17 protein-coding genes and 2 pseudogenes are annotated in these 23572 nt (G+C 73.8%); 14 read left to right on the forward strand and 5 right to left on the reverse strand.

The features are described from left to right. The first annotated feature begins 36 nt into the window (after positions 1–36). The gene (locus ACZ6EM_RS00690) at positions 37–1305 is read left to right on the forward strand and encodes a cytochrome P450 (protein ID WP_452178161.1); all 1269 of its coding nucleotides are present in this window, start codon (positions 37–39) and stop codon (positions 1303–1305) included. 173 nt (positions 1306–1478) lie between these two features. Here ACZ6EM_RS00690 and ACZ6EM_RS00695 read toward each other — a convergent pair whose 3' ends face one another. Beyond that, a complete protein-coding gene (locus tag ACZ6EM_RS00695) occupies positions 1479–2696 on the reverse strand; it encodes a Dyp-type peroxidase (protein WP_465771301.1) in 1218 nt (405 codons plus the stop codon). A 31-nt stretch (positions 2697–2727) separates the two neighbouring features. Between ACZ6EM_RS00695 and ACZ6EM_RS00700 the strand changes: the two genes are divergently transcribed. The 12 genes and pseudogenes from ACZ6EM_RS00700 to ACZ6EM_RS00755 all read left to right on the forward strand — a co-directional run bounded on the left by ACZ6EM_RS00700 (position 2728) and on the right by ACZ6EM_RS00755 (position 17301). Next, positions 2728–4089, forward strand: a complete 1362-nt coding sequence (locus ACZ6EM_RS00700) for a right-handed parallel beta-helix repeat-containing protein (RefSeq protein WP_452178160.1) — start codon at positions 2728–2730, stop codon at positions 4087–4089. 270 nt (positions 4090–4359) lie between these two features. Beyond that, entirely contained in the window at positions 4360–5670 is a 1311-nt protein-coding gene (locus ACZ6EM_RS00705) for an MFS transporter (protein ID WP_465771303.1), read from the forward strand. Between the two features lie 127 nt (positions 5671–5797). Continuing rightward, positions 5798–6397 carry a hypothetical protein gene (locus tag ACZ6EM_RS00710; RefSeq protein WP_401055163.1) on the forward strand — a complete coding sequence of 200 codons (600 nt, stop codon included), beginning with the start codon at positions 5798–5800 and terminating at the stop codon, positions 6395–6397. A 497-nt stretch (positions 6398–6894) separates the two neighbouring features. Then, positions 6895–7623, forward strand: a complete 729-nt coding sequence (locus tag ACZ6EM_RS00715; RefSeq protein ID WP_401048033.1) for a DUF4097 family beta strand repeat-containing protein — start codon at positions 6895–6897, stop codon at positions 7621–7623. Between the two features lie 99 nt (positions 7624–7722). Beyond that, positions 7723–7989 (forward strand): annotated as a pseudogene (locus ACZ6EM_RS00720) (helix-turn-helix domain-containing protein); the annotation flags it as partial. A gap of 312 nt (positions 7990–8301) precedes the next feature. Further along, complete coding sequence (abc-f, locus tag ACZ6EM_RS00725; protein ID WP_465771304.1) at positions 8302–9936, forward strand: ribosomal protection-like ABC-F family protein; 1635 nt, start codon at positions 8302–8304, stop codon at positions 9934–9936. Between the two features lie 377 nt (positions 9937–10313). Continuing rightward, positions 10314–10877 carry a CGNR zinc finger domain-containing protein gene (locus ACZ6EM_RS00730; protein WP_401048035.1) on the forward strand — a complete coding sequence of 188 codons (564 nt, stop codon included), beginning with the start codon at positions 10314–10316 and terminating at the stop codon, positions 10875–10877. A 133-nt stretch (positions 10878–11010) separates the two neighbouring features. Next, positions 11011–11331 (forward strand): annotated as a pseudogene (locus ACZ6EM_RS00735) (hypothetical protein); the annotation flags it as partial. Between the two features lie 281 nt (positions 11332–11612). Beyond that, positions 11613–14750, forward strand: coding sequence for an AfsR/SARP family transcriptional regulator (locus tag ACZ6EM_RS00740; protein WP_465771305.1), 3138 nt, complete (start codon positions 11613–11615; stop codon positions 14748–14750). A gap of 504 nt (positions 14751–15254) precedes the next feature. Next, positions 15255–15674: a BlaI/MecI/CopY family transcriptional regulator gene (locus ACZ6EM_RS00745; protein WP_465771306.1), complete on the forward strand. Its 420-nt coding sequence runs from the start codon at positions 15255–15257 to the stop codon at positions 15672–15674. Then, complete coding sequence (locus ACZ6EM_RS00750; protein WP_452178156.1) at positions 15671–16612, forward strand: M48 family metalloprotease; 942 nt, start codon at positions 15671–15673, stop codon at positions 16610–16612. The genes ACZ6EM_RS00745 and ACZ6EM_RS00750 overlap by 4 nt, the downstream gene beginning before the upstream one ends. Before the next feature lie 113 nt (positions 16613–16725). Further along, complete coding sequence (locus ACZ6EM_RS00755; RefSeq protein ID WP_465771307.1) at positions 16726–17301, forward strand: MarR family winged helix-turn-helix transcriptional regulator; 576 nt, start codon at positions 16726–16728, stop codon at positions 17299–17301. Positions 17302–17319: 18 nt separating this feature from the next. Here the strand turns inward: ACZ6EM_RS00755 and ACZ6EM_RS00760 are convergent, their stop codons facing one another. The 4 genes from ACZ6EM_RS00760 to ACZ6EM_RS00775 are packed head-to-tail and all read right to left on the reverse strand — an operon-like array spanning position 17320 to position 22179. Then, the gene (locus ACZ6EM_RS00760; protein ID WP_465771308.1) at positions 17320–18783 is read right to left on the reverse strand and encodes an ABC transporter ATP-binding protein; all 1464 of its coding nucleotides are present in this window, start codon (positions 18781–18783) and stop codon (positions 17320–17322) included. Continuing rightward, positions 18780–19628 carry an ABC transporter permease gene (locus tag ACZ6EM_RS00765; RefSeq protein ID WP_465771309.1) on the reverse strand — a complete coding sequence of 283 codons (849 nt, stop codon included), beginning with the start codon at positions 19626–19628 and terminating at the stop codon, positions 18780–18782. Before ACZ6EM_RS00765 ends, ACZ6EM_RS00760 begins: the two co-directional genes overlap by 4 nt. After that, entirely contained in the window at positions 19625–20623 is a 999-nt protein-coding gene (locus ACZ6EM_RS00770) for an ABC transporter permease (RefSeq protein WP_465771310.1), read from the reverse strand. The genes ACZ6EM_RS00765 and ACZ6EM_RS00770 overlap by 4 nt, the downstream gene beginning before the upstream one ends. Next, entirely contained in the window at positions 20620–22179 is a 1560-nt protein-coding gene (locus ACZ6EM_RS00775) for an ABC transporter substrate-binding protein (protein WP_452178151.1), read from the reverse strand. Before ACZ6EM_RS00775 ends, ACZ6EM_RS00770 begins: the two co-directional genes overlap by 4 nt. Positions 22180–22562: 383 nt before the next feature. Between ACZ6EM_RS00775 and ACZ6EM_RS00780 the strand changes: the two genes are divergently transcribed. Continuing rightward, positions 22563–23552: a TauD/TfdA family dioxygenase gene (locus ACZ6EM_RS00780; RefSeq protein ID WP_465771311.1), complete on the forward strand. Its 990-nt coding sequence runs from the start codon at positions 22563–22565 to the stop codon at positions 23550–23552. Positions 23553–23572 lie beyond the last annotated feature (20 nt).

Below are 23572 nucleotides of genomic sequence, written 5' to 3' on the forward strand. Positions count from 1 at the left end.
CGACCAGCCGGACCTCCGAACCCCGCGAAGGGACCCATGGACTCCGTCGCAGCCGACCCCCGGACCACCCTCCCCCCACTCCACCGGCTCCCCCTCACCCCTGCCCAGCCGCCCCACCCCACCACCCTCCCGGACGGCACCCCCGCGTGGCTGATCACCCGCTACCACGACGTCCGGCAGGTCCTCGGCGACCCCCGGGTCACCCGGGCCGACCTGCATGACGTCGGCACCGCGGGTGCCACCGCCGACGTGGCCGCCAACCCGGCGTCCCTGTTCAACCAGGACGGGCCCGCCCACCGCCGGCTGCGCGGCACCGCCCAACGGGCCTTCACCCCGCGCGCCATCGCCGGCTGGCAGCCCTGGGTCGCCGCCGCCGTCCAGCAGTCCGTGGACCGGCTCGTCGCCGCCGGCCCGCCGGCCGACCTCGTCCCCGCGTTCGCCCGGCCGGTGCCGTTCGCCGTCACCACCCGGCTGATGGGGCTCGACGGGGACGGGCCCGACCACCTGGACGAGGAGCGGCTGCACCGCTGGACGCTCGCCCTGCTCGCCCAGGGCGAGGACGAGGGCGAGAACCAGAGCTCGAACCAGAACGAGGGCCACAACGAGGGCCAGGCCGAGGACCGACGCGGCGCCGAGACCGGTCACGACGACACCCTCGCCGAATTCGGCGCCTTCATGGGCGAGTTGGTGGCCCGTCGGCGCCGCGCGCCCGGTGACGACCTGGTCAGCCGGCTGGTCCGGGCCGCGGACCAGGACGGCGGCGTCCCCGAGGAGTCCCTCGTCTTCCTGGTCGCCGGGCTCACCGCCAGCGGCAACGAGAGCGTCGCCGGTGCGCTCGCCAACGCCCTGGTCTATGTGCTCGGCGAACGCCCCGAGCACTGGCCGCGCCTCGCCGACCCGGGCATCGCCGAGCGCACCGCCGAACGCCTGCTGCACTACATCCCGCTCGGCGACGACGAGGCCACCATCCGCCGCACCACCGCGCCGATCGAGGTCGGTGGCGTCGCCATCCCGGCCGGCTCGGTCGTCGCCGTCAGCCTCGGCAGCGCCAACCGCGACCCGGCCGTCCATCCCGAGGGCCTCGACGCCGACCTCGGCCTCCCGCTCGCCGCCCCCACCCTCGCCTTCAGCGCCGGACCGCACTACTGCATCGGCGCCTGGCGGGTCCGCCTGGAGATGCGCGAGTCCCTGCACCGCCTCGCCACCGCGCTGCCCGGCCTGCGCCTCACCGTCCCGGTCGCGGACCTCGCCTGGCAGCTCGGCGGCACCACCCGGAGCCCGGCCCGCCTCCCGGTGGACTGGTAGCCGCGTCCGGGAGCGCGGTCGGCGCCCGCTCGGCGTCAACAGTCGGGCAGGGCGCCCGGCCACCGCTCCCGGCGCCGCTCGACGCACTCGGCGTCGCTGCGCCGGTGCTCATGTTCCCGCCGGACAGCTGCTGTTCCTCCGCACCGTTCGCCCGGACAGCTCGTCCGAACGGCTCATCCGAACAGCCCGTCCCCCAGCGTCCCGCCCTCGGGCGCGCCCGGCAGCACGTAGGCCACCGCCGAGGCCGTGTGCTCGACGAAGGCGTTGAGGGCGTCGCGGGCGGCCAGCCGGTTCTGGACCCGGGTGAACTGGGCCGGGTCGCGCATGAAGGCGCAGAACAGCAGGCCGCGGTCGCCCGGGCCGTCGTCATAGCTGTAGCCGCGCCGCAGCATCCGGGCGCCGCCGTCCAGCCGGGGGCTGGAGAGGCGGACGTGCGCGGTGGCCGGGATGACGTACGAGCCGTCCGGGTTCTTGGTGTAGATGTCCGGCTCGTCGTGCTCCGCCGTGCCGGTGAGCGGGGCGCCGTCGCCGGCCCGGCGGCCCATCACCTGCTCCTGGCGGTCCCCGGGGAGGGCGGCGAAGGCGGCGGTGTCCATCCGGATCCGGCGGTAGACCAGCGTCGTCCCGTGCTCGTACGGTCCCGGCGGCCCCCAGACCCACTGCCCGCTGTCCGCACCGTCCGGGTTCGCCGTGCCGTCCTTGAAGCCGAACAGGTTGCGCGGGGTGGCGCCCCCGGTCGTCCGGGCCAGGAAGCCGGACTGCGTCCAGCGCACCGTCGCGCCGGCCGCCCGGGCCGCATCGCCCACCTGCTCGGCGACCACGGACAGCGGCCAGCGGTCCACCGCGCACAGCTGGACCACCAGGTCGCCGCCGCCGCGCGCCGGGTCGAGCCGGTCCCCGGGGAAGGCGGGCAGCTCGGTCAGCAGGGCCGGCGGAACGTTCAGCCCCAGCCGGGCGGCGAGGCCCGGCCCGACCCCCACCAGGCTGCTGAGCCCGGCCGGCCGGCCGTCCCGCAGCCGCGCGTCCGCCGGGCGGTCGCCCGCCGCCTCGGCCAGCACCCGGGTCAGCCCGCCGAGCAGGCCGCGCAGGGCGGCCCGCCCGTCCGAGGTCGCGGCCGGCGCCAGGTCGAGGGCCAGCAGCTGGGTGGCCGGCTGCTGCGGGGCCGTCACCCCGGCCTGCCGTTGGCCGTGGAAGGGCACGGCGGACGGCTCCGGCGCCGCCGCCGGCCGGCCGGGGTCCGCCCGGCCGTCGTCGCCGCCCAGGGCCAACGCCGCGGCCCCGGCACCGAGTCCGGCGGCCGCCACCGCCCCGCCCGTGATCAGAGCCCTCCGACCCACACCGGTCCTGACGGTCGGTGTCCGGTCCTGCGCCTTTCCGGCTTCGGCATGCATGGGCGACATTGGAGACGATAGAACACGCCGTATGCAACTTTTGACCGCCCGTCACCCCGGACCGACCGCAACACCCTCACACGGGACCCGAACCGTCAGGCGCCTGCCCGCGCTGCTCGCCGCCGCCGTCCTCGCCCTCGCCGGCTGTTCCTCGGGCGGCTCGGCCTCCTCCGACGCCAAGCACCCGGACGGCACGGTCATCCGGGTCCCGCAGCACTTCCCGACCGTCCAGCAGGCCGTCGACGTGGCCCGCGAGGGGGACACCGTGCTGGTCGACCCGGGCACCTACCGGGAGAGCGTGCGCCTCACCAAGCCCAAGATCGTGCTGCGCGGCACCGACCGCAACACCGTGGTCCTGGACGGCGGCCTGCGGCTGGTCAACGGCATCACCGTCTCCGGCCCCGGCTCGGTGGTGGAGAACCTCACCGTCCACGGCTACCTCGCCAACGGCGTGCTGTTCACCGGCGTCACCGACGAGAAGCTGCAGCAGCACGGCGCCGGCGGCTCCGCCTACGACCCGCTGGACACCGTCCGCTTCCCGCCCGTCCAGGGCTTCCGCGCCAGCAATGTCACCGCGTACAACAACGGCCTGTACGGCATCTACGCCTTCGACGCCCGCGGCGGAGTCATCGAGGACTCCTACGCCTCCGGGGGCGCCGACTCCGGCATCTACGTCGGCCAGTGCAAGCCCTGCGACACCCTGGTGCGGGGCAACACCGTCGAGCGCAACGCCGTCGGCATCGAGATCACCAACGCCTCCGACAACCTCACCGTCGTCGGCAACCTGGTCCGCGGCAACCGGGTCGGCGTCACCCTCAACTCCAACGACCTCGAAGCCCTCGCCCCCCAGCACGGCGCGGTGCTCGCGGGTAACGTCGTCACCGACAACAACGCCACCGACACCCCCCAACAGGCCGACGGCGCCTACGGCATCGGCATCGGGATCGGCGGCGGCACCGTCAACCAGGTGCAGCGCAACCTGGTCCGGGGCAACCGCGCGGCCGGGATCCTCGTCACCGACCCGCCCGGGCACCCGGCGAGCGGCAACCGCGTCGAGGACAACCGGGCCACCGGCAACGGCACCGACCTGGTGCTCGCCTCCGTCGACCCGGGCAACTGCTTCACCGGCAACCAGCCGGCCGTCCAGAGCCCGGACGGCCTGGAGGGCCTGGCGGGCTGCGCCGTCCAGGGCCGCGGCGCCCCGCCCCTCGGCCGGACCAGCCCGGTCCAGTCGCCGCCCGGCATCCCGTTCAGCCAGGTCCCGGCCCCGCCGGCCCAGCCGTCGCTGCCGGACCCGACCGCGCCCGGCCGCCCGGCGACCGACCTCCCGGGCCCGGTCGACCCCGGCGCCTACCCGCTGCCGGAGTCCGCGGACGCCGTGCCGAAGCACTGACCCCGGGCGCGACCGGGGGCGCGCGGGCGCTCGCGTCGCGGGCGCGTCCGGCTTCGCGTTCGCCCGCCCCGCCCCGCCCCGCCCCGGCCGGGCGGGCGGGCGGGCGGGCCAGGGCGGGCCGGGAACCCGGCCGGATCCACCGAAGCCCACCGGACACTCCGGACACCGGTGGATGAGCCCGACACCCCTCCCGACACGGACAGTTCGGGACACCTCAGGCAGTTCGGAAACCGCCCGAACGACCCTCCGCGGACATGACATACTGCGTCGGTGACCTCAGCCGACCTGGCCGCGAAGCCCTCGAAAAGCCGTCCTCAACTGGGCCGGAAGTTCCACCTGCTGTGGTCCGCGTCGGCGATCTCCTCGGTCGGCGACGGCATGCGGGACTCCGCCCTGCCACTGCTGGCGGTGGCCGTCTCCGACTCCCCCGGCGCGGTCTCCGTGGTCTCCGTCGCCGCCTCCCTGCCCTTCCTCCTGATGTCCCTGTACGGCGGAGTGCTCGCCGACCGGGCCGACCGGCGACGGCTGATGTGGACGATCGACGCGGCGCGCGCCGCCGTCGTCCTGGGCTTCGCCTGCTGGATCTTCGTCGCCGACCCGCCGCTGGTCGCGCTCGCCGCACTGGCCTTCCTGCTCGGCTGCGGCGAGACGGTCTTCTCCAACGCCGCCACCTCGGCCGTCCCCGAGCTGGTCCGCCCCGAGCAGCTCGACGCCGCCAACGGCCGGATGCAGGCCAACATGCTCGTCGGCGGCAACCTGATCGGCCCGCTGCTCGGCTCGGCGCTGTTCGCCGTGGCCGCCGCGGCCCCCTTCACGGTGGACGGCGTGTCCTTCGCGCTCGCCGCCGTCCTGGTCGCCGCCACCGGCCGCTCCACCGCGCCGCGCACCCGGGCCGACCGCCGCCCGGTGCTCACCGAGATCCGCGAGGGCGTCGACTGGCTGCTCCACCACCGCGACGTGCGGATGCTCGCCGTGCTCTCCACCCTCGGCGCGCTCGCCTGCTTCATGGGCACCACCATGATGGTCCTGATGGTCACCAGGGTCATCCACGCACCCGCCGCCGCCTACGGCATCGTCCTCGCGGCCGGCGCCATCGGCGGCACCGCCGCGAGCACGCTGGCCGGCCGGCTCAGCCGGCTGCTCGGCCGGGGCACCCGGATCGCCCTCGCCTTCCTGCTGATGGGCGTCTCGCTGATCCTGATGGGCCTGAGCACCTCGGTGGCCGAAGTGGCCGTGCTGTACGGCGTGGTCGGCTTCGGGATCGTCACCTGGAACATCCAGGCGATCTCGCTGCGCCAGCAGGCCGTGCCGAAGGAGCTGCTCGGCCGGGTCAACAGCTGCTACATGCTGCTGAGCCGCCTCGGCATCATGGCCGGCGCCGCCCTCAGCGGCTGGATCGCCTCCGCCGTCGGCATCCGCACCCCGCTGCTGATCGGCGGCGGCCTGCTGCTCGCCCTGCTGGTCGCGGTGCTGCTCCTGCTCCCGCGGATGACCGCGCTGGAGGCCGTCCCGGCGGGCGCCGCGTCGGACTCCGGCGCCGGCGTCGAGGCCGGGTCCAGGTCCGGGTCCGAGGCCGAGTAACCCCGGTGCCGGAAGGGCGGCTTTCGCGTCCTCCCACTCAACGGCCCCTGCCGGCCGGTATGGTGACCCGAGGGGTGGCGCCGGGAAGACTGGTCGGTGCACAGCACCGCATGCCCTGAGGAGAGCCGTGAACGCCCACCACTCCACCGCCGCGGACCGGTCGACCGCCTCCGACTCCCCCGATTCCCCCGGTGCCTCCCGCGCCGAAGCGCCGCCCGTCGGCCTCGGCCCCCTGGTGCGGATCGACGGCGGCTGGTTCATCGGCGACCACGAGAGCACGGCGCACCTCGCCGTCCTCCCCGGGGGATTCGAGCACCGCGTCGCCGGGCGGGATCCGTTCCTGGTGCCGTGGGACCGCCTGATGAGCCTGCAACTCGGTTTCACCCGCGGCCGGTTCCCCAGCACGCCGGTCGGCGGCCTCCTGAACTCGTACGACGGCGCGATCGGCGCCCACGGCTCCTGCCTCAGCGCCATGGTCCGGCACCCCTACGACCTGTGGCGGCCCCGGTTCGTCCACCACGGGTGGTGGTACCCGGCGCCCGAGCTCACGGTGCTGCGCCAACTGCTGGGGGACATCGTCGACCTCGGCCACGTCGAACGGCTCGGTGACGACGCCTGGCTGACCTCGGCCGTCGAGGAACTGGCGGCGGACCGCCACCTCCGGAAGTGGCGGACCGGCAAGGCCGTCATGGAAGGCGTGAAGGAGATCATCACCCGCGGGGCGTGACCTTCGCCCGGAGCCCGGACTCCCCATGGACAGGTCAATCCGTTGTCCGTAGAATTCTTCTGACAGGTCGACAGATCGGGGCGGCCGTGACGGCGCAGCCCCGGTCGGCCCGTACCGGGTGATGCGGCAAGGCCGCAGCCCCCGACGCCGAGCCGGGCGCCGGATCGCTCCCCCGTCGATCCGGCGCCCCTCCGCCCGAATGTCGCCCACAGGGCACGTCGCACCACCCACCGGGACCGTGATCTCGCCGCCGCTTCCGAGGGCCTCTTCTCTTCCTGCGAGCGTCGCGCTTGCTTCGGGCGCCGCTTCCGCCAGGCCTCGCCCTGCGCCGGTTCGCCGGTGATCCGCGGGCGCCCGGCGCCCCCGAGGTGGGGGAACTCCCCATCCGGGAACGGGGGTTAGCCCCATGGCCGATGACTTTCGCACCGGGATAGCGTCGTCGGGTCCGCCCCGCGACGGGGCCCGTTCAGGAACGCCCTCCAGATCTGGGGAATGACATGCGCCAGCAGTCCGGCCGTCTCGCGTCCTTCGTCGTCCTCGCGGCCGCCGTGGGCGGTCTCAGTGCCTGCGGGTTGGCTCCCGACAACACCTTCGACGACGACGCCGCGGTGAGCGGGACGATCACCGCGGTGAAGCTCGACACCACCTCCGGCGGCGTGACCCTGCGCGGCAAGGACGGCCTCGACAAGGTCTCCGTGCACCGGTCGGTCAGCTACAAGAACGACAAGCCGGGCGCGACCAGTCGGGTCGAGAACGGCGTGCTGGTGCTCGGCGGCTGCGGCCAGTACTGCTCGGTCACCTATACCGTCGACGTCCCCGCGGGGCTGCCGGTCAGCGGCCGGACCTCCACCGGCGCGGTCAGCCTCTCCCGGGTGGGCGCCGTGCAGGTCTCCACCCACTCCGGGGCGGTCGACCTGGACGGGGTGAACGGCAGCACCGAGGTGACGACCACCAACGGCGCCATCACCGGGCGCGGACTGAACGGCGACCGCATCCAGGCCGAGACCCACAACGGCGCGATCGACATCACCTCGACCAGGCCGCAGGACGTCTCCGCGTCGACCTCCAACGGCGCCATCACCCTGCTCGTGCCGGCCGCCACGTACAAGGTGTCCGCGAAGAGCGACAACGGCCACCAGGACATCGGGGTCTCCGACGACCCGTCCGGCCGGTACCGGCTCACCCTGAGCACCGGCAACGGGCGCATCACGGTCAAGCAGGCCTGACGATCCCCGCGGCGTGCTGCCGCCCGCGCCACCGCCCACTGACGACCCGCACCGCACCCGTGCCCGGCACCGTCACCCGGCGGTGCCGGGCACGGGCCTGCGCAGGGGCCGGCCGCGGGCCGTGTCGCGGCCCTGACCTGGCAGGAGCGCCGGATCGCGGACCTCGCCGCGGGCGGTCTGACCAACAAGGAGATCGGCCTGCGGACGCGGCTGTCCCCGCGCACCGTCGGCTCCCACCTCTACCGGGCGTTCCCCAAGCTCGGGATCACCTCCCGCGCCGCCCTGCGCGACGCCCTCGACCGGATGCCCGCCGCCCCGGACGCCCGACCCCGCCGTACGGCGGCGGCGCCGGGCCCGCCCGCTTGAATCGCCACGGGGCGAAAGCGGCCACGGCGAAGGGCAGTTGCCGGTCGACACCCGTCGGGGCGCACACCCGTCCGGCCATCCGGCCGGCCGGCGGCTCCTGCTACAGTGGCCGTGACCTGTAGTCGTGTGATCGAGGAGTGGCAGACGTGGCGGGTGACGACGACATCTCCGGGTGAGACCCGGATCTGACGGCCACCGGCCGGTGCTTCAGGAGCGCCGCCGAGGTGGTCGGCTTCGTCGTACCCCTCTTCCGTACGTCTGCCCAGGGCAGAGGTCCGTCTTCCTGCCCTCATTCCCTTCGAGGTCATCCCCATGTCCGACGCTGCCGTCGTCTGCTCCAACGTCTCCTTCGCCTGGCCCGACGACACCCCGGTCTTCCACGACCTGTCCTTCACCGTGCCCGCCGGCCGGACCGGCCTGGTCGCCCCCAACGGCTCCGGCAAGAGCACCCTGCTCAAACTGATCGCCGGCGAACTCAAGCCCGCCACCGGCTCGGTGACGGTCACCGGACGGCTCGGGCACCTCCGCCAGAGCCTGCCCCTGACCTCCGGCCTCACCGTCGCCGAGGTGCTCGACATCGCCCGGATCATCCGGGCCATCGACGCCGTGGAATCCGGGGACGTCGACGAGCGGCACTTCACCACCATCGGCGACGACTGGGACATCGAGGAGCGCACCCGCGCCCAGCTCGACCGTCTCGGCCTGGCCGGCCTCACCCTGGACCGCAGCCTGAGCACGCTCAGCGGCGGCCAGATCGTCTCCCTCGGCCTCGCCGCCCAACTGCTCAAGCGCCCCGACGTGCTGCTGCTCGACGAACCGACCAACAACCTCGACGCGCACGCCCGGCACAAGCTCTACGACGTGCTGGAGGACTTCAACGGCTGCCTGCTGCTGGTCAGCCACGACCGCGCGCTGCTCGACCGGATGCAGCACATCGCCGAACTCGGCAACGGCGAACTGCGCTTCTACGGCGGGAACTTCACCGCGTACGAGGAGGCCGTCCGGGCCGAGCAGGAGGTCGCCGAGAAGAACGTCCGCAACGCCGAACAGGATCTGAAGCGGGAGAAGCGGGAGATGCAGCAGGCCCGCGAACGCGCCGAGCGCCGCCAGAGCAACGCCGCCCGCAACCTCAAGAACGCCGGCCTGCCCCGCATCTTCGCCGGGAACATGAAGCGCGGCGCCCAGGAGTCCGCGGGCCGGGCCGGCCAGATGCACGCGGCCCGGGTCGGCGAGGCCAAGGCCCGGCTCGACGAGGCCGGGCGCGCCCTGCGCGAGGAGCAGCGCCTCTCCCTGGAACTGCCCGACACCCAGGTGCCCGCCGGACGCAACCTCTTCCTCGGCGAGGGCCTTCAGGTCCGCCACGCCGGCCGGCCGGTGTTCACCGAGGGCGGCGTCGACCTGAGCGTCCGCGGCCCCGAGCGCATCGCGCTGACCGGGCCCAACGGCGCCGGGAAGAGCACCCTGCTGCGCCTGGTCACCGGCGAACTCGCCCCGGACAGCGGGGAGATCAAGCGCAACGACGGGCGGATCGCCTACCTCTCGCAGCGCCTGGACCTGCTGGACCTCGACCGCTCCGTGGCGGAGAACTTCGCCGCGTTCGCCCCCGAGCGGCCCGAGACGGAGCGGATGAACCTGCTCGCCCGCTTCCTCTTCCGCGGGGCCCGGGCCCACCTGCCGGTCGGGGTGCTCTCCGGCGGCGAGCGGCTGCGCGCCACCCTGGCCTGCGTGCTGTGCGCGGAGCCGGCCCCGCACCTGCTGCTGCTCGACGAGCCGACCAACAACCTCGACCTGGTCAGCGCCGGCCAGCTGGAGAGCGCCCTGAACTGCTACCAGGGCGCCTTCCTGGTGGTCAGTCACGACGAGCGCTTCCTCGCCGAGATCGGGGTGAACCGCTGGCTCCGGCTGGCCGACGGCACGCTGAAGGAGACCGGGGCGCCCGCGGTGTGATCCGCCGACGTGCGACGCGGCCCGCCGAGGCACCGTGCCCGGCGGGCCCGCCACCCCTCACCTCGGAAGGTTCCCCGTGCTCCAGCACGCCCTGATCGCCCACGACCTCGTCCGCGACCTCGGCGGCCGGCGCGTCTCGGCGGCACCGGGGAGGGCCCGCGACCGCTGGCGTCGCTCCGGGCGTCCGGCTGCCCGGCCGGCTCGTGCTGGACGCCCCGGAGGTGGCGGCGACCGACCGGCTGCTGGTCACGGGCGGCAACGGGACGGGCAAGTCGACGCTGCTCGCCGTGCTCGCCGGGCCCCTCTCCCCGCGGCTGTGCGACGACCGGAGCCACGCGTCATTGCACCTCGACACAGTCACCTGTCAGCATGGTGACGTGAACCTTGACCATGTCTTCGTCTGCGGGCACCCGGCCCTGGACTTCGCGGCCACGCTCCGTGCACGACGCACGGTCCGGTTCGAGATGTTCGTGACGCCGGAGCGCCTGAACGCCTGGTATCTGGACTGCGGGCTGGTGGACACGATCACGCCCGGTGACGAGCACGACGTCCGCGAGGCGACGACCGTCCGCGAGGCGATCTACCGGCTCGTCACCAACCGGCGACTCGACGAGCCCTTCGACCGCGAGGCGCTCGCCGTGCTCAACGCCGCCGCGCGCAAGCCGCCCGTGACACCGCAGCTCACCATGACCGGGCGGCACAACGAGGCGACCCCCGAGCAGGCGCTGGCGACCGTCGCGCGCCAGGCGGTCGAACTCCTCAGCGGCCCGGACGTCCCCCTGATGAAGGAGTGCGGCAACCCGGAGTGCACCCGGGTCTACATCGACCGCTCCCGGGGCATGCGCCGCCAGTGGTGCGGCATGGAGTCCTGCGGCAACAAGATCAAGGCCGCCGCCTACCGCGCGCGGAAGAAGACGCCGTCCACCGCGGGTGCCCGGTAGTCCCTCCACGACCGCGCGCCTCGGCGGCCGGACCCCGGCACGGGTACCAGGCATCACCGTCCATGCCGAGGGAGTGAACGGTTGCGACCCGCCGGATGCCCGCACCACGGATGCCCGCACCACGGACGCCGGCACGACGAAGGCCGGTGCGAAGGGGGCCTCGCACCGGCCTCTGCTCGGTGACCTGCTCGCGGAACTCCTGGGCCGGCACGACGAACCGTGCCCGGCGAAGGACCTGCGGGACGAACTCATGGAGAAGCACCCGAAGCGCGCCCCGACGCCCCAGGTCGTGCGGAACACCCTGGAGTCGCTCGTCGCCAAGGGCCGCGTACGGCGCCACCAGCAGCAGCGTTCCATCCTGTGCACCCTGGTGCGGCCGGGCCCGGCCGCCCATGGACACGTGCGCACCCGGGAAGCCATCTGCCGGCCCTATCATCACCAGTCAAGCCGGTGACGCACTCCGATGGTCTTCGTACCGCCGCCGAACCGCCTGCGGGAGAACGGCCCCGACCGACGCCGGGCCCGAGCGACGGCGACCCCGGGGCAGATACCACACAGCAGGCGGAAAGCCGGAGAACATGCCGAAGCCGAACCGCCCCGAGGCCGGTACGTGCTATGGCCGACCGGCCGCACACATGCCATGCTCTCCGAGGCGACGGATGGGGACCGACCGGCGGGGGTACCGTGGAGTTCCATGTGCTCGGAGCAGTCGAACTGTCCGTCCACGGAAGGCCCGTGGCGCTCGGGACCAACAAGCTGCGCTGTCTCGCCGCGGCACTCGCACTCGACGTCGGCCGACCGGTACCGCTGGACACCCTGATCACCCGGCTCTGGGGCGACGAGCCCCCGGCCAAGGCCCGGGAGGCCGTGCACTCCTACGTCTCCCGGCTGCGCTCCGCGCTCCGGAAGGCACAGCACGCCGACGACGGCGCGCCGCCCGCGGTGATCAACCGCAAGTCGCACGCCTACGCCCTGGACACCGATCCGAACCAGGTCGACTGGCCCCGGTACGTCCGGCTCGGGCGACGCGCCCGATCGCTCGCCGACGCGGGCAACGACCGCCAGGCGCTCGAACTCCTCCGGCGCGCCGACGACACCTGGCGGGGCGAGCCCCTCGCCGGCCTGCCCGGCCAATGGGCCCGGGCCACCAGAAGCACCATGCGCGACCAGTGGCTCGCCACCATGCTGACCCGCTGCGAAGTCGAGCTCAGACTCGGACACTTCGCCGAACTCGTCCCCGAACTGGCCGCGTTGGCGGAACAGCGACCGACCGACGAGCGGGTGGCGGGCCACCTGATCACCGCGCTCTACGGCTGCGACAGGTTCGCCGAGGCGCTGGACGTGTTCCGGCGGACCCGGCGGGAACTGCTGGAGTACCTCGGCGCCGAACCCGGCGAACAGCTCAGGGCACTTCAGCAACGCATCCTTCGCCGCGCCCCGATCGGCGAGATCCTGACCCGCCCGGGACGGCCCGTCGCTCCGCCCATCGCCGCCGAGCACGGCCCCGCGCGCAGCAACTACCTCCCCGTGCGGCACCGGATGGTGGGCCGCGACGCGGAACTCCGGCACCTGTTGTCGGCGCCCACGAGCGGCTCGCCGGACGGCGCGGGCGGCTGCATCCGCGCGGTCTCCGGCATGGCCGGCACCGGGAAGACCAGCCTCGTCGTCACCGCCGCGCACCTCCTCCGGGACCGCTTCCCGGACGGCCGGTACTACGTCGACCTCCGCGCCAACGGGGGCGCTCAACAGCCGCTGGACACCGAGGCGGTGGCGACGTTGCTGCTCAGACAGTTCGGGGTCCCGGCCGCCTCGATCCCCACCGACCGGGACGAGCTGGCGTCCCGGTGCCGCGGCCTGCTCGCCGAGCGCCGGGCCGTGGTCGTACTCGACGACGCCCGGGGGCCCGGACAGGTCCGCCCCCTGCTCCCGGGCAATCCCGCCTCCTGCATCCTCGTCACGAGCCGTCACCGGCTCGCCGAACTCCCCTGCAGTCCGCTCTACCTCGACCCCATGTCGCCCGAGGACGCGGCCGGACTCTTCACCGCGCTGGTCGGAAAGGAACGGGCCGGCGACCCCGCGGGGGTCGACGCGCTCGTCGAGCGGTGCGGCCGGCTCCCGCTCGCCCTCGACCTGGCGGCGAGCCGGTTCAAGGCCCACCCCACGTGGTCCCTGGACCACTTCGTCCGGCGGCTGTCCCGCAGCGGCGGCCGGCTGAACGAGCTCCGCCACGGGCTCGAAAGCGTGGCCCTGGCGTTCGACGTGTCGTACCGCTCGCTCTCCCGCACCCAGCAGGAGGCGTTCCGCCGCCTCGGCCTGCACCCCGGTCCCGACTTCGGCCCCGACACCGCCGCCGCCCTGGTCGGACGGCCGCTGCGGGAGACCGACCGGATCCTGGAGAGCCTGCACGACCTGCACATGCTCCAGGAGAATTCGCCGGAGCGGTACGTACTGCACGATCTCCTGCGCGAGTTCGCCGTCGATCTCGTCACGGCCGAGGAACGGCAGCAGGCGGTTCGACGGCTCATCGGATTCGCGCTGCGGGCGGCCGATCGAGCCGACCGCACGCTCAATCCCCGGCGCTTCCGGCTGCCCCTCCCCCGAGCGCCGCACCCCGCCCCCGTGGACGCGCTGGTGGACGGGCTCGACTGGCCCGACGACAAGGCCGTCAGGGCCTGGCTGGGGGTGGAACTCCCCGGCCTGGTCTCCGTGGAGGCCCACGCCCGGGCCACCGGCATGACCGAGGAGGCGGCCTGGCTCGCCCACGCCCTCGCCGACCACCTCGAAACCGAGGGGCTGTGGCGCGAGGCCGACGAGATGCACCGGGCCTCGGCACACCACTGGCACGGCCGCGGCGAGGACCTGGCCGAGGGCCACGCCCTCCTGGCCCTGGCCTCGATCCGGATCCGCACCGCCCGGTACGCCCTCGCCCAGCGGGCCTCGGAGCGCGCCCTCGCCATAGCGCGAGCGGCAGGCAGCGCCGAGTGCACCGCGGCGGCGCTGGAGAGACTCGCCCAGATCCGGTGGAGCCAGAGCGATCTTTCGGCTTCGCTGGCGACGCAGCGCGAGGTCGTCGAGATTCACCGGCAATCGGGGGACGAGTGGAACACGGCCCGCTGCCTGAACAATCTCGGCACCATCCTCCTGCACCTCGGCGACAGCCAGGCAGCGCTCGACGCCTTCTCCGAGGCCCTCCCCCTCGCCAAGACCCTCGGTGCCGCACGACTCGGTCTGCAGCTTCTCGGCAATCTCGGCGGAATACACCTCAGCAGTCAAAACCCGAATGCCGCGCGCGACGCATTCGAGCAAATCCTGGCAACCGGGGAAAACATCCTGCCGCCGAACGATCTCGCCGCCATCCGCGTGAACCTCGCGGCGTCCCTGCGACTCCCCGCCGAAGCCGACCGAGCCGCAGAACTCTACCGGGCCGCGCTCCGAACCTTCCGCCAGACGGGAAACCGACGGGCCGAGGCCGACGCCATGAACGGACTGGGCGCCGTGCATCTGGAGACAGGGCAGTACGACGCCGCCCTCGACCAGAACTCGCGCGCACTCGAACTCGCCCGATCGATCGGCGCCCAGCGCGAGGAGGCCGGGGCGCTGCGCGGGTCGGGCCGAGCCGAGCACGCACTCGACCGGACGTCCGAGGCGCTCGACCATCTCCGCCAGGCCGTCGCTCTCGCCCGGCAGATCGAGGCACCGGAGGAGGAGGCCCACGCTTGCGAGGCATTGGCCGAATTGCAGCTGCGAACCGGTCGGACGGACGCGGCCCGCACGACAATCCGACGCGCCATTGAACTTTCCGAGTCGACGCGCACTCCAGAATCGAAAACAATGCGCAATCTCCGCAGGCAATTGGATCAAACAAGCGAATAGAACTCGCCCGGCCGGCCATGGCAGACCTAGGACTCGATTTGATGGGCCGGGCAGCTCTGGTGTATCAATTCCGGTGTTATGTTCAGACGAACACCTGGAAGAATGCTCATGCGTAAAATTTTCTCGTGTGCGGCAGCCATTCTGACCATAGGTCTGGCCGTCCTGTCCGTTCCCGTACTCGCCACTTCGCACCAGCCGGCGGCGACCGCCAAGGCCTGGCTTCCGATCTGGGCATTCCGCGCGGCGGTCGATACCCCCGCCGCCGGGACCGAACCCACGGCCGACACGGCCGCCTGAAGCACCCCGGCGCAGGAATCGGGCCGGCATCCCCCTCACCGGCTGGCACCGGCTCGGCGGCGATCCGCACGCCCCGTAAAGTTAGCTGAGGCACACCTAAGTCACCCAGGCCGTACCCCTTCTCGCCGCACCGGCGCGGGCGGCCTCGTCTCCGACCGGTGTCGGCGTCGGGGTGTGCCGGGCGAACGCTTCGGGACAGGGAGAGAGATGCCGAGGGACGGTCAGGAGGCCAGGCGTCCGCACGGGGAACTGGTCGCGGACGTGATGGCGGTGCTGTGGGCGGCCGGTGAGCCGATGACCGCGCAGCAGGTCAAGGCGGCGCTGCACCAGGACCTCGCCCGGACGACCGTGGCGACGATCCTCACCCGCCTGCACGAGAAGGGGACCCTGGAGCGCACGCGGCCAGGGCGTTCCTTCGCCTACGCGCCGGTCGCGGACGCCGCCGGGCTGGCGGCCGGGCGGATGCGCCAGGAGCTGGAGAAGGAGCCGCAGCGGGACCTCGTCCTGAAGCGGTTCGTGTCCTCGCTGTCCACGGACGACGGGGACGTCCTGCGGCGCCTGCTGATCGAGGCGGAGGCCGCACCGGCTCCGGCCGGGGGCGAGGCCGTGCTGGAGGGCGGGGCGTGACGCTGTTCCTGGTGGTCGTCGCCCTCACCGTCGTCCTTCCGTGGGGAGCGGCGCCCGCGGCCCGTCGGCTGGCCGGGCTGCTCCCGCCGCGCGAGGCCTCGCTGACCCTCGCGGGGGCGGCCGTGCTGCTCGCGGGCGGCACGGTCGCGGCGCTGACGGGGCTCTTCCACGTGCCGTTCCTGGCGGGGCTGGAGCACCTGCGGTTCGCCCGGGTGACGGCGGACTGGCCGGCGGTGGTGCCGGTGTCCGGTGCCGCCGGGGTCCTGCTCGCCGTGCAGGCGGTGCGGCTGGTGCCGGCCGCTCGCCGGCAGCGTGCGCTGCTGGCCCGCGCGTGGGCGCTGACCGGCGAGGGGACGGCCGAGGGCGACGTGCTCGTCGTCCCGGGTGAGGAGGCGGAGGCCTTCGCCCTGCCGCGTTTCCGTGGCCGCGCCGCCCGCGTCGTCGTGTCGGAGGGCATGCTCAGGGCGCTCGGGCCGTCGGAGCGCACGGTGCTGTTCGCCCATGAACGGGCTCATCTCCGCGGGCGGCACCATGTGCTCTCGGCCGTCGTCGACCTGGCCTCGGCCGTGCATCCGGCGCTCGCGCGCCTGGGGCCCGCGCTGGAGTTCCACCTGGAGCGGTGGGCGGACGAGGCCGCCGCGACGGCGGTGGGGGACCGGAGGGTCGCCGCGACCGCCATCGCCCGCGCCGCGCTGGCCGGCTCGGCCGGGACGGGGGTGCGCGGCAGCCGGCTCCTGTCCGTGAGCACGGGCCCGGTCCCCCGGCGGGTTCAGGCCCTGCTGGAGCCGGAGCCCGCCGGGCCCAGGGGGCGCGGGCCACGTGCGGCCGTGTCCGGTCTCGTCGCCGCGGTGGTGGTGTCGGCCCTGCTGGCGCTCGGCCTCGCCTACGGCCTGCACGAGTACGTGGAGCATGCGGCCAGGAGGATCGTCGGCCCCTGACCGATCTGACGACATCGATGTAGACCAACGATCGGAAGCGTGGGTATGGTGAGCCTCGGCTTGCTGCTTTCGGCGCCGAGGGCGTCGCGCTTTTCCGATGATGGGGACACGGTTTGTACGACGGACGGCAGGGATCGTCGAGTCCGTTCGAGCAGTCCGTCTACCTCCTGTCGGAGGCCGGGCGGGCCGTCGACCGTCTGCTGGCGGAGCGGCTGGAACACCGGGGGCTGACCCCGGTCCACCACGCGCTGCTGTCGGCGCTGGCGCGGCTGGGACCGCACGGTCGGCACGATCTCACCTCCCGTGTCACGGCGCCCGCGGCCGAGGTGGACCAGGCCCTCGACGATCTCCTGTCGGCACGCCTGCTGCAGTCGATGGTCGTCCACGTCGGTGGTCGGCAGGAGGTGCTGACCATCACCCCCACGGGCGAGTCCGCCCTGGACGTGCTCCACACCGATGCGTCGGCGACGCAGGACGACCTGCTGGCGTCCTTGACGAAGGGGCAGCGCGTCGAGCTCAACTCCCTTCTCCGGCGCGTGTGCGCGGCCGCCGCCCGCGGAGCCGGGCAGCGGCCGCGGCTCCGCGGGACGAGCGGCTGGACCCTGACCCCCGGCTCCCGGCGGACCTGGGCCAGGGTTCGGGAGGGCGTCGGCCCGGCCGAAGGACCGGACGTCGGAACGCCGGACTGACCCCCCTGCGCGGAGAGCTCAGTTCGGCACCGGGCTCGGGGCCGCGCGGTGCTTGGTGAGCGGCACCCCGTCGGCGCCGTCGAGGGTGAGGAGGAGGTCCGCGTGGGCCGAGAGCAGCGCCAGGTCGTGGCTGACGAGGACGACGGCGAGGCCCTGGTCGGTCCGTAGGCCGCGCAGAAGTTCCATGATGTCCTCGGCGGTGTCGGCGTCGAGGGCGGAGGTGACCTCGTCGCAGAGCAGGACATCGGGTTCGGCGGCCAGGGCGCGGGCGATGGAGACGCGCTGGCGCTGTCCGCCGGAGAGTTCGTGGGGGTGACGGTCGGCGTGGCCGGGGGTGAGGCCGACCGCGGTGAGCAGTTCGGCGACGCGGGCGTCGCACCGGTCGGCGGGCCGTACGGAGTGGAGCTTCAGCGGGCGGGTGAGGGTGGCGCCGACGGTGTGGGCGGGGTTGAGGGCGCCGAGCGGGTTCTGCGGGACGAGTTGGACGCGGCGTCGTTGGTCGCGGGTGCGCCGACGGTAGGAGGAGGCCAGGAGTTCGCCGCCGAGGGTGATCCGGCCGGTCTCGGGGCGGTGGAGTCCCGCGAGGGCGCGCAGCAGCGTGGTCTTGCCGCACCCCGACGGGCCGGTGATCCCGGTCAGCGTGCCGGGCCGCAGGACGAGGTCGAGGCCGGTGAAGACCCGGTGGCGGCTGCGGCCGGTGCCGACCCGGGCGTCGAGTGCCTTCACCTCGACGACGGGCACCGCGTCGGCGCGGACGCGAGCCGGTGCGGGCGCCGGGGGCGTTGCGGGCGTGCCCGGGGCCGTGACCGGACGGTCGGGCCGCAGGGCGAGGACGTCGTCGGCGCAGCGGGCGACGACGTCGGGGTCGTGGCTGGTGAGGGCGATGGCGATGCCGTCGCGGTCGGCGATGTCGTGCAGCAGGTCGGCGATGTCGTCGCGCAGGGCGGCGTCCAGGCCGGCGGTGGGTTCGTCGAGGAGGAGGATCGCGGGGCGGCGGGCGAGGGCACGGGCGAGGGCGACGCGCCGCTGCTGTCCGCCGGAGAGGTGCTCGGTCCGGCGGCGTTCGAGGCCTTCGTCGACCGGCAGGCGGACGGCGCGCAGCAGGTCCGTGACGGAGGTGCCGCGGCGGTCGGCGGCGGTCTCGGTGATGAGGCGGTCGACGCGCATGCGGGGGTTGAGTCCGGAGCCCGGGTCCTGGCCGACGAAGGCGAGCCTGTGGCGGCGCAGCCGGCGCAGCTCCTCGGGCGGGAGGGCGAGGATGTCGTGGCCGAGGACGGTGAGGCTGCCGGCGGTGACGCGCGCGCCCGGCGGGAGGGCGCCGACGAGGGCGCGCAGCAGGGTGGTCTTGCCGGCGCCGGAGGGCCCGGTGACGGCGGTGACGCGGCCCGGGGCGAGGGTGAGCGTGGCGTCGGTGAGCAGCGGGGTGTCCCCGAGGGTGACGGACAGGGCGGCGGCACGGGCAGCGGGGTCGGTGGTGCTCACAGCGGGGTCTCCGGGGTGGGCCGGGCGGGGGCGAGGGCTTCGGCGGCGAGGTTGACGCTGATGGCGAGCAGGCCGATGGCGAGGCAGGGCGCTCCGACGGCCCACGGGTTGAGGGTGATGCCGGCGGCGTTCTCGCGGATCATCAACGCCCAGTCGGCTTCCGGGGGTTGGGGGCCGAGTTGGAGGAAGGCGGCGACGGAGACGATGTAGACGCCCTCGACGAAACGCAGGCCGAACAGGGCGAGGAGGGTGGAGCGCAGGTTGGGGAGGACCTCGTGGACGGTGAGGTGCCAGAGGTTCTCGCCGCCCGCGGCCGCGGCCTCGACGAAGCCGGCGGTGGCGAGGGGGGCGGCCGCGGCGGCGACGATCCGGACCGCGTAGGGGATGCCGAGGAGGGTGGCTGCGGCGGCGACGGCGAGGCGTCCGCCGCCGGGCCAGGCCAGGGCGATCAGCATGATGGCGAGGACGGACGGTAGCAGGATCGTCAGGTCCGCGGCGCGTTCGATCCACCGGCCGAGGGCCGGGCGCAGCACGGCGAGGATGCCGATGGCGGTGGCCGCCGCGGTGACGACGAGGGCGATGGCCAGGGCGGTGGCGATCAGGGGCGCGCCCCCGGTCAGCAGGCGGCTGAGGACGTCGCGGCCGAGCTGGTCGCCGCCGAGCGGCGCGTCGCCGCCCGCTTCGGCGTAGGGGAAGGTGACCGGGGTGTCGATCGGGTGCGGGGCGAGGAGCGGCCCGGCGAGTGCGAGGGCGACGAGGGCGAGGGCGGGAACCGCGCGCATGAGCACCCGTCGCTTCCCTCGGGTGGCGGGCGCGGGGGCCGCTGTCGGGGCGTCGGCGGTCATCGTCGCTCTTCTCCGAGGGTGGTGGTGCGGACGAGGTCGGCGAGCAGCAGGAGCAGGCTGATGGCGGCGCCGGCCGCGGCCACGACTCCGGCGACGAGCGGGGTGTCGCGGTCGGTGATGGCGCCGGCCAGGACGGCACCGACGCCGGGGTGGTTGAAGAGGGTTTCGACGACGACGGTGCCGCCGAGGAGCATGCCGGCGGAGGTGGCGATGCCGACGGCGACGGCGGGCAGGGCGCCGGGGAGCATGTGGTGGCTGAGGATGCGCCGGCGGGGCAGGCCGTCGAGGACGGCGGCCTGGACGTGCGGCAGGGCGGCCTGGTCGGCGAGTGCGCCGCGCACGATGCGGGTGTTCCAGCCGATCTGGGGGACCGCCAGGGAGAGCAGGGGCAGGACGATCATGGTCCACGACTCGGGTCTGCCGTCCGCGCCGGTGAGGGTGACGGCGGGCAGCCAGCCGGTCCACTGGGAGAGCAGCAGGAGCAGGGCGACCGAGACGACGAACTCCGGGAGGGCGAACGCGGCGGTGGACAGGGTGTCGACGGCGCGGTCGACGCGCCCGCCGGGGCGCAGCGCGGCCCAGCCGCCGAGGGCGAGGGCTCCGGCGGTGCTGAGGGCGAGGGCGAGGGTGCCGAGCAGGAGGGTGTTGGGGAAGGGGCCGGCCAGGACGTCGGTGACGTGCTGTCCGCGCGCGGTGGTGCCGAGGTCGCCGGTGGGCAGGCCGGTCATCCAGTCCAGGAAGCGCTCGGCGACCGGGCGGTCGAGGCCCATGGCGGTGCGGCGGGCGGCGAGGTCGGCGGCGGTGACACCCCGGTCGGAGCTCGCGCCGGCGGCGTCGCCCGGGAGGAGCTCGACGGCCGCGAAGACGGCGGCGAGCAGGACGACGAGCAGGACCAGGCGCCGTACGGCCTGCCGGGCGACCCGGCCCGCACCGGGGAGGATGCGGGCCGGGAGGCTTCGGGGCGCTTTCGCGTCCACCGGGTGAGGGGTGGTCAACGCGCCAACCAGGTCTTCTCGAACTGGACGCGGCCGTAGCCGGGGAGCTTGGGCAGGTCGCGCACGGCCGCGCCGGCGAGGTCGATGCCGTCGGCCATGCCCCACAGCAGGTAGCCGGACTTCGCGAACTCGATCTCCTGGAGCTGGTGGAGCAGCTTGCCGCGCTCGGCGGTGTCGGCGGTGCCCATGGCCTTGCGGTAGCTCTCGTCGAAGCCCGGCTCGTTCCAGCCGGACTCGTTCTGGCCCGCGTCCGAGAGCATCGTCTTGGAGGCGAAGAAGACGACGGAGTCGTTGGTGCCCCAGTAGCTGGTGTAGAGCGTGCCCTTGAGCCAGGTGTCGTCCCAGAACACCTTGGAGTCCTGCTTCACCACGTTGATCTTCACGCCGGCCTCGCGGACCTGGGTGGCGAAGAGGGTCGCGGACTCGGCGAGTCCGGCGATGTCCTCGGTGGTGGTCAGGTCGTAGGTCCTGGAGGTGTCGAAGCCCGCGTCGGCGAGCAGTTGCCTGGCCTTGGCGAGGTCGCGGGTGCGCTGCGGGATGTCCTTGGCGAAGGCGGGGTCGCCGGTGCCGAGGACGTCGTTGGCGACGCTGCCGTAGCCGGAGAGGACCTGCTTGACCATGGCGTCGCGGTCGACGGCGAGCTTGAGGGCCTCGCGCACCCGTACGTCGGCGAACGGGCCGTCCGCGGTGCGCATGACGACGGGCATCGCCATGTCGTTGGGCCGGCGGACGATCTGGACGTCCTTGCGGGCCTCGGCGGTGCGGGCGGCGACGGCACCGACGTTGGAGGCGACGTCGATCTGTCCGGCGAGCAGGGCGTTGGCCATGGCCTGGGGGCTCTCGAACAGGCGGACCTCGACGGCGTCCAGCAGGACCTTGCCGCCGTACCAGTTGTCGTTGCGCACCAGGCGGGCGTTGCCGTCGCGGTACCAGTCGAGCTTGAAGGGGCCGGTGCCCGGGGCGCCGGCGACCGCGTCGTCCTTGGTGTCCTTCTTGAGGACGAAGGTGGTCAGGCGGGTCAGCAGCGGCAGGTCGGCGTTGGCGTAGTCGGAGACCAGGACGACGGTCCTGGCGTCCTCGGCGGTGATGCCCTCGGGCTGGATGCCGGGCAGGCGGCTCTTGCCCGCCGGGGTGTTGCGCAGCCGCTTCAGCGACCAGACGACGTCGTCGGCGGTGACCGGGGTGCCGTCGTGGAAGGTGGCGCCGTCGGCCAGGGTGAAGCGCCAGGTCTTCAGGTCGTCCGACGGCTTCCAGGAGGCGGCCAGGCGGGGAGCGGTGTTGGCCGTGGCCCCGGGTATCGCGAGCGTGTCGTAGATCAGGCTGATGATGAGGTAGTCGCTCTCGTTGGCCTGGGTGCCGTGCGGGTCCCGGGTGACCGCCGAGGCCTTGCCGAGCGCACCGACCTTCAGCGTCCCTCCGGGGCGGGGCTGCTGGCCGGTCCCACCGGAGACCGCGGCTTCCCCGGCGCCACCCTTGCCGCCACCGCAGGCGGCGAGCACGCCGATCGCCCCGGCTCCGGCTCCGGCCCACAGCAGCTGTCGTCTGGTGACGCCCACGTTCGATCCTCGTCTCGGTTCCGCGCTCGATTTGCTTAGGGTTACCTACCCTAAATTCAAGACAAGTCGCAAGCCGTCCGACGGGGCGCACTCGACTTCCGGCCATGCGCCCCAGCGCCCCAATCCGGCCCGCGAGCAGGGAAGTTGCCCCTGCGCCGCACGTGCGCCGCCGCCCGGAACCGAGACTACGCAAATGTAGACATCCAGCCGGGTAAGGCTTGCCTTACCTAAAAGTCGTTGTTACGTTTCCTGTCGTCCGGCCGTTCGAGCCGCCCCGGACCGATGCCCCACGCGCAGCTCCCGTCGCCGTCCCACACCGGCGAGGTGACGCCACGTGCCCGCACCCCGCCCCTCTTCTCCCCCTGTCCCCGGAAGGTCCCGCCGTGCCCACCTGCCCTGCCCCGGTACGCCGTCTCGACGCCGACGCCGTCGCGGAACTCACCTCCACCGCGGCCGAACTGCTGGCCCTCCACGGCTCCGCGACCAGCCCCGCCCTGCTGGCCGACCTGCCCGAGAAGTGCGCCCGGCTCGGCGAACCGCTGCGCCACCGACTGCGTCCGGTCGACACCGCCGACGGCCTGTTCGTGCTGCGCGGACTGGAGATCGACGACACCCGCCTCGGGCCCACCCCCGACCACTGGTCGACCGTCGGCGACTCCGGCGCGCTCTGGGACGTGGTGCTGCTGCTCGTCTCCACGGCGATGGGCACCCCGATCGCCTGGGACGGCCAGCAGGACGGCCGGTTCGTGCACAACATCGTCCCGACACCGGGCCACGAGAGCGAGCAGACCGGGGCCTCCAGCTCCGTCCTCCTCACCCCGCACACCGAGGACGCGTTCCACCCCGGCCGCGCGCACCTGCTGCTGCTGTGCTGCATGCGCAACCACGACGCCATCGCCACCACCGCGGCCAGCGTGCGCCTGACCGACCTCCCCGACGCCGACGTCGAGCAGCTGAAGCGGCCCGTCGCACCGATCCTGCCCGACGACGCCTACGAGCAGGCCCGGAAGTTCGGCGGCCGGCCCGCGCCGGTCCCCACCCTCTTCGAGGCCCCCGAAGGCCTGACCATGCGCTACGACCCCGCCTACACCCCGCTGGACGAGGCGGACGAGGCATGGCGCGCGGCCTACCGGCGCCTCGGTGACGAACTGGCCCGCGTCTCGGTCGCGGTGAGCCTGGAACCGGGTGACGTCCTGGTCGTCGACAACGACGTCGTCGTCCACGGCCGGGTGCCGTTCCGGGCCCGCTACGACGGCACCGACCGCTGGCTCAAGCGCGCCTCGGTACGCGTGGAAGGCCGCCCCACCCGCCCGCTCGCCGAGCACGACGAACACGGCTACGGCCAGGCCGCCCTCACCGCCCAGGCCGCCTGAACCACCACTGCCGCCGCCTC

This window comes from Kitasatospora sp. NPDC041917 (assembly GCF_055589745.1).